Origin of the sequence: Streptomyces sp. NPDC048196 (assembly GCF_040652715.1) — a bacterium.
Taxonomy (GTDB): Bacteria; Actinomycetota; Actinomycetes; order Streptomycetales; family Streptomycetaceae; genus Streptomyces; species Streptomyces siderophoricus.
Genome location: NZ_JBEZMM010000103.1, coordinates 1 through 9,509, shown reverse-complemented (window position 1 = coordinate 9,509; position 9,509 = coordinate 1). Strand labels below are relative to the sequence as shown.

General features: G+C 72.4%; 7 protein-coding genes. 1 reads left to right on the top strand and 6 read right to left on the bottom strand.

The genetic code is table 11. From position 1 onward, the window contains the following. Nucleotides 1-272: 272 nt before the first annotated feature. From AB0E02_RS39070 to AB0E02_RS39050, 5 genes are all read right to left on the bottom strand, one after another. Nucleotides 273-866, bottom strand: a complete 594-nt coding sequence (locus tag AB0E02_RS39070) for a TIGR03086 family metal-binding protein (RefSeq protein WP_362149511.1) — start codon at nucleotides 864-866, stop codon at nucleotides 273-275. A gap of 516 nt (nucleotides 867-1,382) precedes the next feature. Then, a complete protein-coding gene (locus AB0E02_RS39065) occupies nucleotides 1,383-2,933 on the bottom strand; it encodes an AMP-binding protein (protein ID WP_362149510.1) in 1,551 nt (516 codons plus the stop codon). 177 nt (nucleotides 2,934-3,110) lie between these two features. Further along, nucleotides 3,111-3,308 (bottom strand): hypothetical protein, encoded by a 198-nt coding sequence (locus AB0E02_RS39060; RefSeq protein WP_362149507.1) that lies wholly within the window; start codon nucleotides 3,306-3,308, stop codon nucleotides 3,111-3,113. A gap of 232 nt (nucleotides 3,309-3,540) precedes the next feature. Further along, nucleotides 3,541-3,744 (bottom strand): hypothetical protein, encoded by a 204-nt coding sequence (locus AB0E02_RS39055; RefSeq protein WP_362149504.1) that lies wholly within the window; start codon nucleotides 3,742-3,744, stop codon nucleotides 3,541-3,543. Nucleotides 3,745-3,982: 238 nt separating this feature from the next. Then, nucleotides 3,983-6,919: a BTAD domain-containing putative transcriptional regulator gene (locus AB0E02_RS39050; RefSeq protein ID WP_362149501.1), complete on the bottom strand. Its 2,937-nt coding sequence runs from the start codon at nucleotides 6,917-6,919 to the stop codon at nucleotides 3,983-3,985. A gap of 306 nt (nucleotides 6,920-7,225) precedes the next feature. Between AB0E02_RS39050 and AB0E02_RS39045 the strand changes: the two genes are divergently transcribed. Next, the gene (locus AB0E02_RS39045; RefSeq protein ID WP_362149496.1) at nucleotides 7,226-8,443 is read left to right on the top strand and encodes an amidohydrolase family protein; all 1,218 of its coding nucleotides are present in this window, start codon (nucleotides 7,226-7,228) and stop codon (nucleotides 8,441-8,443) included. A 107-nt stretch (nucleotides 8,444-8,550) separates the two neighbouring features. Here the strand turns inward: AB0E02_RS39045 and AB0E02_RS39040 are convergent, their stop codons facing one another. Continuing rightward, nucleotides 8,551-9,315, bottom strand: coding sequence for a hypothetical protein (locus AB0E02_RS39040; protein WP_362149493.1), 765 nt, complete (start codon nucleotides 9,313-9,315; stop codon nucleotides 8,551-8,553). Between the last annotated feature and the right edge of the window lie 194 nt (nucleotides 9,316-9,509).

Genomic DNA, 9,509 nt, shown 5'->3' with positions numbered 1-9,509 from the left:
GGACGGGCCGGAGGGGCCGGTTGTGTGGACGTAAAGCGACAGCAGTCCCAAACACCGGCCCCGGAGGTCCGTCACCGCACCCGACACCCACCCAGCCCGCCGCAGGCGCAACGGCGAGACGCCCCGCGGCGCAGCAGACAGCAACGTGCGGCGGCGCCGCAAAGCGCAACGACGAGACGCCCCGCGACGGGACAGACAGGTACGTGCGGGGGCGCCGCAAAGCGCGCAACGGCGAGCAAGCACCGCGGCGGGACAGCCAAGTGCGTACGGGACTAACGCAACGGCGGACGCCAGTCAGGGCGGCGGCCCGCGAGGCCCACCACCCTGTCTAGGAGGGGTGCGCCCTCCGGGACCAGGATCACCGTTCCGAACAGTGGCCCGGTCGTCGCGTCGCTCTCCGCCCAGGAGGTCAGGAGCGCGTACGAGACCTGGAGGGCGTCCGGGTCGGGTACGTATTCCTGGCTGGTGGCGCGGGCCAGGTCCCAGCCGTGGAGCACCAGCTCGTTGAGTGCGACCTGGCCCGCGACCGCGCCCGGGAGCGTGACGCCGCCCGCCTGCGTCTCGCCCTGCCACGCGTCCGGTGTCCGCCAGGCCGCCGCCATCCCCGCGAGGTTCCGATCCAGCTCGGCACGCCAGCCGGGGTCCACGTCCGGCCGCATCGCGTCGGGGGACAGCCGGGTGGCCGGTCCGAGGTCTTTGTGGGCCACGTCCTGGAAGGCCGCGGCCAGGCCGACGAGATGGCCCAGCAGATGGCGCACCGCGTACTTCTCGCACGGCGTGGGCGCATCGAGCTGCTGCTCGGCCGTACCCGCGGCCAGCCGCGAGACCTCCCGGGCCTGCGCCGCGAAGTCGATCATCTCGGTCATCGTGCGGTTCCTTCCGTCCTGCGGAGCCCTTGTTGTCGGCTGTCTGCCGGCCGGCTGTCGTATCCGCCGTACCGCCGGCCCCCTCCACAGTGCAGACCCCACCCCGGAAGGGCTCATCGCCACACCGGACATCCGGCGAGGTCGCCCGCACCGACCCAGACCCAGACCCAGACCCAGACCCAGACCCAGACCGAGACCCGGACCCGGACGCGACCCCGGACCCGAACCCGGCCTCGGACCGAAACCGGACCCAGCCCGAGACCCGAACCCGAACCCGGACCCGGACCCGGACCCGAACGCGGACCCGGACGCGAACCTGACCCGAACCCGGCCTCGGACCCGAACCTGGACCGGTACCGAGACCCAGAGCCAAACCAAGAACGAGACCCGGACCCGGACCCGACCCCCAACTCGGACCCGACCCCCAACTCGGACCCGAACCCGACCCGGACGCGGCCCCGGCCCGTACTCCGACCCCGGCCCGACCCCGGCCCCCCCGGCGGTGAGCCGAACGGCTCACCGCCGTCCGTACCGCTCCCGCAGCGTCGTCTTCAGCACCTTGCCGAGGGGGCCGCCGCGTGGCAGCTCGGGGGTGATTTCCAGCTGTTCCGGCAGCTTCTGTGTCATGACGCCGGCCGCCCGCAGATGTGCGGTGAGCGCGTCGAGGGTGAGGGGTGGGGCGGCCGGGTCGGCGGGGGTGATCACCGCGCAGACCCGCTCACCGCGGTCCCGGTCCGGCAGTCCTATGACGGCCGCCTCGGCGACCGCCGGATGGGTCTGCACCAGTTCCTCGACCTCCTGGGCCGAGATGTTCTCGCCCTTGCGGATGATGATGTCCTTGAGCCGCCCGGTGAGCACGAGGTGCCCGTCGGGGCGCAGTCGGCCCAGGTCGCCGGTGTGGAAGTACCCGTCGGCGTCGAACGCCTCCGCGGTCAGTGCCGGGTCGGTGTACCGCCGGAAGAGCATCGGGCCCTTGAGGGTCACCTCCCCGGTCTCCCCGGGCGCCGCCGCGCTCCCGTCGGGCCGGACGATGCGGATCCGGGCCCCCATCACCGGCCGGCCCACCGTCCGCGCCAGCTGGTCGTCGCTGTCGTACGGCGTGCCCATCGCGATCATCGGGCACTCGGTCATCCCGTAGCCGTGGACCACCGCACACCCCAGCTCCCGCCCGGCCGCCGCGTACAGCTCCGGCGACATCGGGGCGCCGCCGCCCGACAGCACCCGGAGCGTCGGGATCAGCCGCCCGGCGTCCGGCCGGGCCCGCCGGTACCGCTGGGACTCGTCGAGGAACGCCTGGTAGAACGCGGTGCTGCCGCCGGCCGTGGTCACTCCGTACCGCCGGTAGACCGCGGCCGCCCGGTCCGGTTCGAAGGTGTCCAGTACGACCGCGGGAAAGCCGCTGATCAGCATGGCGATGACGTAGTCCGGCCCGGCGATGTGCGCGTACGGGAAGGCGATGGAGCCGATGTCCTTCGCGGACATCCCGAGTGCGGTCGCCAGCCCGACGCCGCCGGCGATCAGGCTCGCGTCGGAGTGCTCGACGCCCTTGGGCGACGAGGTGGTCCCGGAGGTGTAGTAGATCCACCGCGTCCCGTCGCGATCGGGTGCGACGTCCGGGAGCCCCGAGGGATCCCCCACGGGCAGCCCGGCCCCCACCGGTACCACCCGCACGCCGTCCGGGGCCGCCTTACGGGCCATCGCCGCGTAGTCGAACCCGCGCCACTCGCCCGGTACGAGCACGTACTCCGCCGCCGACTCCGCCAGGATGAAGCCGACTTCGCGCTCCCGGTGCTGCGGAATGACCGGCGTCTGCACGGCCCCGAGCCGGGCCAGCGCCAGCGAGACGATCACCGTCCGGATCTGCGTCGGCAACTGCCACGCCACCCGCGTCCCGGCCCCGATCCCCAGCCCCCGCAACCCGGCGGCCACCCGCAACGCCTCGTCCCGCACCCCGTCGAAGCTGACGCTCCGCCCCTCCGCATCGAAGAACATCGGCGCCCCCCGCGACGCCTCGGCCCGATACTCCACCAGCTCCCAGAGCGACCGCACACGACCAACTTCGAACACGACGCGCCTCCTGGCTGCCGGGGTCGGGTGGGCGCACTGTAGCAGCGGATCTGATGGGGCGTCAGATCTCTTGCGGAGGGCGGATGGTGTGCCCATGCGGCGGCAGCGGGACCATGCGCCGTGGCATGGTCCCGCTGCCGAGGTGCTCCGGCCGTGCCGTCGCAGGGCCTGCGCCGGTCAGGGCATGTGCTTGTCGGCCTGGGTGACGGCGGTGCCGGACGTGACCTGGCTCCCGGTGATCGGGGCGTGGTGGTCGAACGTCGAGACCTGGCCGGTTACGGGGCGGGTGGTGTCCGCCATCGCCGGTGCGGTGGCCGCACCCGCGGCGGTGACCGCGAGAGCGGTGAGAAGGGCGGCCTTGTAAGCGCGGGTCATGCTGGTTCCTCCGTTAGCGATGGGGTGGCAGTGCATCGAGCGTAAGGAGGGTTCCGCGGACTTCAGTGCATACGTTCGAGCGCATGGCCGGAAACCGGTGCAGGTAGGCCGGATTGCCGAAGTCTGTGCAGATATGCGCGTGCGCGGAAATGCCGCAGGGACCGTTGCCGATGGCTCCCCTCCGTGCCATCGGAACGGCCCCTGCGATCCCCCGAAACCCCTCCGGTGTCCGCTACTTGGGATCGCCCAAGATGTCACCGCGCGGCGTGCCGATGGGCTGGTGGTGGTCCAGCGGCTTGATGATGTCGTCGCCGGGCGTCACCGGCTGTTCGTTCTTGCCCACGATGCGACGGCCCTTGGGACCGACGATGGGCTGGTGGTGGTCGAGCGGCTTGATGATGTCCCGCTCGTCGGGCTGGGTGTTCTCGGTGGCCAAGCTGATCAACTCCAGTGTTTGGGCGCTTGTTTCCGGCCACCCGGCCGGCGACTCCCCCGTGGGTCGCCGGACAGGTGCGTCGGGGCCGAACACCATAACGGTGGGGCCAACTGACCGAACCGCTTGCCCCCCGAGGCGGCGGGTCGGTGAGTTAAAGACTGGCCTGACGCGATGAACGATCGATAAACGTCCGCGTCCAGCGCCGTCGCGGCGTGCTGCCGGCCGCGGTGGGTGCAGGTCAGGCGGCTGCCACCGGACGCAGCAGACGGCGCACCGCGGCTCCTTCCGGGGAATCCAGCCGTTCGTAGACGCTCAGCGCCTCCTGCCAGCACACCCGGGCCCGGCCGGACTGCCCCACCCCGTCCAGGGCGCGCCCGAGCAGGGTCAGGACGTTGGCGTGCCACCACTCGCCGCCGATGGCCCGGAGGGCGGTCAGCGCCTGTTCGGCGTGGTTGGCGGCCTGTGCGGGGTGACCGGCGGTCAGGTCGGTCTCGGCCAGGCGGAAGTACGTCATGCCCTCCCAGAAACGCTGCCGGCTCGCCTGGAAGATCGCCAGGGCCTTGTTGAGCTGCTCGGTGGCGTCCTCCAGCCGCTGGGCGCGGGTGAAGGCCAGCCCGAGCGCGTACATGCCGTTGGCCAGTCGCCGGGTGGCGCCCAGCTCCCGGTAGATCGCGATGCCTTCCTGCGCCAGCCGGATCGCGGTGTCCACCCGGTCGGTGGCCAGGTGGACCCGCGAGAGGTTGCACAGGGCGCTGGCCTCCGACGGCTTGTTGCGGTCCTCACGGAACGCACCGAGCGCCTGCGTGAGGTACGCCTCGGCGTCGGCGTGGCGGCTCTGCGAGTTCGCGATGATGCCGCGGTCGTTCGGTGCGTACGAGGAGGCGAAGGCGTCCTGGGTGGCGAGGCCCAGCAGCATGGCCGACTGGGCGTGCTCGTCGGCCTTGTCGAACCGGCCGGCGAGGGTGTGCACGTTGGTGAGCGCGACGTGGATGCGGGCCTGGGCGCGCTGGTCGTCCATCGCCCGGGCGGCCTCCAGCAGGGCCATGTTCACGTGCTCGTACTGCCGGGAGTCGGCACCGGATTCGGCGAGGTCCTGGGCCAGCAGCAACAGGTCCACCGCCCGTCGCAGGGTCTTCGGCCCGGCGGACTGCTGGGCGCACGCCAGCAGGCACCGGGCCTCGCCGAAGAGCCACTCCAGGGCTCCTATGCGGTCGGTGAAGGCGAGCCCCGCGTACTGGGGGCGCGCCATGTGGTCGGCCAGCCGGTCGCCCGGGCGCTCCAGGGTGTAGACCTCCTTGGCCGTCGCCAGGTAGAAGTCCAGCAGCCGGGAGAGTGCCGCGTCCCGTTCGGTGGGCGGGTGTTCGTCCCGTTCGGCGCACGCCCGCGCGTAGAGCCGGACCAGGTCGTGGAAGCGGTAGCGGCCCGGCGCCGCGGACTCCAGGAGGCTGGCGTCGACGAGGGATTCGATCAGGTCTTCCGCGGACTCGACGTCCATGTCGAGCAGGGCGGCCGCGGCGGCGAGCGAGATGTCCGGGCCGTCGGCGAGGCCCAGCAGCCGGAACGCCCGGGCCTGGTGCGGCTCCAGCTGCCCGTAGCCCAGCTCGAAGGTGGCGGTGACCGCGAGGTCACCGGCGCGGAGCTCGTCCAGCCGGCGGCGTTCGTCGGCGAGTTTGCGGGCGAGGGTGGAGACCGTCCACGTACGGCGGGCGGCGAGCCGGGAGGCGGCGATGCGGATCGCCAGGGGCAGGAAGCCGCAGGCGCCGACCACCGCCATGGCCGACTGCCGTTCGGCGCTGACCCTTTCCTCCCCGACGATGCGGGTGAAGAGCTTCAGCGCCTCCTCGGGGCTCATCACGTCGACGTCGATGAGGTACGCGCCCGCCAGGTCGATCAGCCGGGCGCGGCTGGTGATCAGCGCCGCGCACCCTTCCGAGCCGGGCAGCAGCGGCCGTACCTGCGCCGCGTCGCGGGCGTTGTCCAGCAGGGCCAGCACCCGGCGCCCGGCGAGGGTGGAGCGGTAGAGGGCCGAACGCTCCTCCAGACCGTCCGGAATGGAGGAGTCCGGTGTGCCGAGGGCACGGAGGAAGGAGCCCAGCACGGCCTCGGGCTCGGACGGGGTGTGGCCGGCGCCCTGGAGGTCGACGTAGAGCTGGCCGTCGGGGAAGTGCTCGCGGGCGGCGTGCGAGACGTGCACGGCGAGGGTGGTCTTGCCGACGCCGCCGATGCCGGTGAGCGCCGAGACGGCCATGACGCTGCCCTCGGCGGTGGCCAATTGCTTGCCGAGCTCGTCGACGAAGGCGCTGCGGCCGGTGAAGTCGGCCACCGTGGCCGGAAGCTGCTGTGGCCGGACCACGACGGGGTCCGCGGCGTCCGGGCCGTCGATGACGACGGGCGGCGCGTCGAGGTCGGTGTCCGCCCGCAGGATCCGCTGCTGCAGCTCCGACAGCGAGGCGCACGGCTCGACGCCCAGTTCGTCGTCGAGGAGGCGTCGGGTGTCGGTGTACACCGCCAGCGCCTCCGCCTGGCGGCCGCTGCGGTACAGGGCCAGCATCAGCAGTTCGCGCAGCCGCTCGCGCAGGGGGTGGGCGGCGGTCAGGGCGGTGAGTTCGGAGACCGCGTCGGCGTGGTGGCCGAGTTCCAGGTCCAGTTCGAGGCGGGCCTCGATGAGGGAGAGCCGCCACTCGTGGAGGCGGGTGCGCTGGGTGTCGGCGTACGGGCCGGCCAGGCCGGCCAGCGGCTCGCCGTCCCACAACGCCAGGGCCTTGTCGAGGAGTTCCCGGGCCCGGGCGCGGTCGCCGGCCGCCCTGGACTTCTCCGCCTCGGAGGCGTACTGCTCCGCGTGGTCGTGGTCGAGATCCGGCGGGCGGCCGTCCACCGGCCGCAGCGCATAGCCGCCCGACTCGCTGACCAGGGCCGCGGCGTCGTCGCCCAGTGCCTTGCGGAGCCGGGAGGCGTACGTCCGCAGCGCGGCGAGCGCGGCGTGCGGCGGTTCGTCGCCCCACAGGGCGTCGACCAGCTCGGCCGCGGTGGCGGTCCGCCCGCCGCGCAGCAGTAGTGCGGCCAGCAGCGCTCGCTGCTGCGGGGAGCCCGCCGCCAGCGGCGTTGCGCCGCGCCAGGCCCGTACGGGACCGAGCACGGTGAAGCGGAGCCGCTCCCGCCCCGGACCGTCGTCCATGGTGTCCCCCTGCCCTGTGGCATCCATCCGCGCCGTATGCGCCATCTCGCTGTATGCACCTTCTCGCTGTGCGCAACGGCCAGTCTGCCTTGTCGCGGCCCCTTACGTCAGTAGGGGTCCGGACCGTGCACAAAGCCTCCCCGGCTGACGGGGCCGGGGGCGCCGGGGGCGCACGGCAGGGGCGCGGAGGGCGTCCTTCCATGCGCCCCTGGGGGCAGTTGGCCCGCCGCGTGAGGTGTCCGGGCCGCACCGGGAGGCCGCTCGCAGTAGCTGACGGTACGTCAGATCCGCGCTACCGTGGCCGGTATGGAGACCTTCCCCAGGATCATCTCGGTGGACGACCACACGGTGGAGCCCCCCACCGTCTGGCGGGACCGGCTCCCGTCGAAGTACCAGGACACCGGCCCCCGCATCGTCCGGGCACCGCTCGCGGAAATGACCTTCGTGGGCGGCAAGTTCGCCCCGAAGATGGGCGCCCCGGGCGACGACGGGCCGATAGCCGACTGGTGGGTCTACGAAGACCTGCACCGGCCGCTGACCCGCCTCGACACCGCCGTCGGCTACGCGCGCGACGACATCAAGCTCGAAGGCATCACGTACGAGCAGATGCGCCCCGGCTCCTACAGCGTCCCCGAGCGGCTCGCCGACATGGACGTCAACCACGTGCAGTCCGCCTTGTGTTTCCCCACCTTCCCCCGCTTCTGTGGCCAGACCTTCACCGAGGCCAAGGACCGCGAGCTCGGGCTGCTGGGGGTGCGCGCCTACAACGACTGGATGGTGGAGGAATGGTGCGGCCCGCAGGCGCAGGGCCGGCTGATCCCGCTCACCCTCGTCCCCCTCTGGGACGCGGAACTGGCCGCCGCGGAAGTACGGCGCAACGCGGCCCGCGGCGTACGGGCGGTCTGCTTCAGCGAGATCCCGCCCCACATGGGGCTGCCCAGCATCCACACCGACTACTGGGACCCGTTCCTCGGGGCCTGCGACGAGACCGGCACGGTCATCGCCATGCACATCGGCTCCTCGTCGAAGATGCCGTCCACCTCGGCCGACGCGCCGCCCGCCGTCGGCTCGACGATCACCTTCGCCAACTGCTGCTTCTCGATGACCGACTGGCTGATGAGCGGCAAGTTCGACCGCTTCCCCCGGCTGAAGATCATGTACGCCGAGGGGCAGATCGGCTGGATCCCGTACATCCTGGAGCGCGCCGACGTCGTCTGGGAGGAGAACCGCGCCTGGGGCGGCGTCGCCGACAAGGTCCTCCGCCCGCCCTCCGAACTCTTCGCCGAGCATGTCCACGGCTGCTTCTTCGACGACGCCTTCGGCCTGCGCAACCTGGACGCGATCGGCGTCGGCAACGTCCTGTACGAGACGGACTACCCGCACTCCGACTCGACCTGGCCCAGGTCGCGGGAGGTCGGCGAGACGCAGATGGGCCATCTGCCGCCGGGCGTCGTGGAACGCATCGTCCGCGGCAACGCGATCGACCTGCTCGGCCTGACGGCGGACGGCCTCTGGGCGGGCTGACCCGAAGGCTCCCGCGCGCCCGCCCCTACGGCCGGCCGGTACATGGGCCGGTGCGGGGGTCGGTGCGTAGGTCGGTACGCAGGTTGGTACGTGCGTTGGCACATGAGTCAGTACGTTTGCCACGGCCAGTGCGGGTCGTCCCAGCGGTCCTCGTCCGTGAGGCCGAGCAGCCGTACGTGGTGCAGCAGCTCCTCCGGAGCGCCCTGGGAACGCAGCCGGGCCGGCGCGTGCCGGACCAGCCAGCCGGCGAGTTCGGCACACAGCTCGTCCTGGCCCCCTCTGGGGTCCCAGGGCAGCTCGTCCCGCAGCAGGTCGTACTCCCACTGGTCCACCGCCTCGACCAGCTGCCGGTCGGCCACCGGCCCGCTCTGCTCCGCCCACACCGCGAGCCACGGGGTGAGCGTGCCGGAGGCCTCGGCACAGCAGGCGAGGACCTCGTGGGCGGGGACGGCGGCGCGGGGGTCGGTGAGCGTGTGCGCCCACCAGGCGTGCAGGAGCTCCCGCACCGCCGCGGCCTGCCCGTCCGGCCACGCCTGCCACCGCCCGCGGGCGAACGCCCGGCCGAGCTCCTCCATGCCGAAGAGCGGCTCGATCCGCCCGGCAATGATCTCCCCGGCGAGCTGCGGCAGGATCCGCCGCAGCACCTGCTCGGGGAACGACCAGTCGACCGCCTGCCACGTGCGCCGCAGCAGATCGGGCTCCAGCACCACGTCCGGCACCTTCAGCTGCGCCAGCTCCTCGGCGCTGCCCCAGTGGCAGTCACAGTTGGACTCGTCGGGATGCGCCGTCATCCCCCGGAAGGCGACGACCACGCCCTCCAGCGCCACGTCGAGCCGGAGCGGGGTGCGGGAACCGCTTGCGCTGACTGTCACCGTGAACCGGCTTTCCTGACTCCGCACACCGGCTCCCACCGGGCGAAGAGAGCGACCTTACCGGGTGGGATCGGATTCGGCCACGCCACTTTTGTACGGCCCTAGGAGATGTCTTCAAATGTCACGCCCACATCAGGAGCGAGGCGAGGGTGACGGCGGCCTGGTAGGACTCGGTGGTCTTGTCGTAGCGAGTG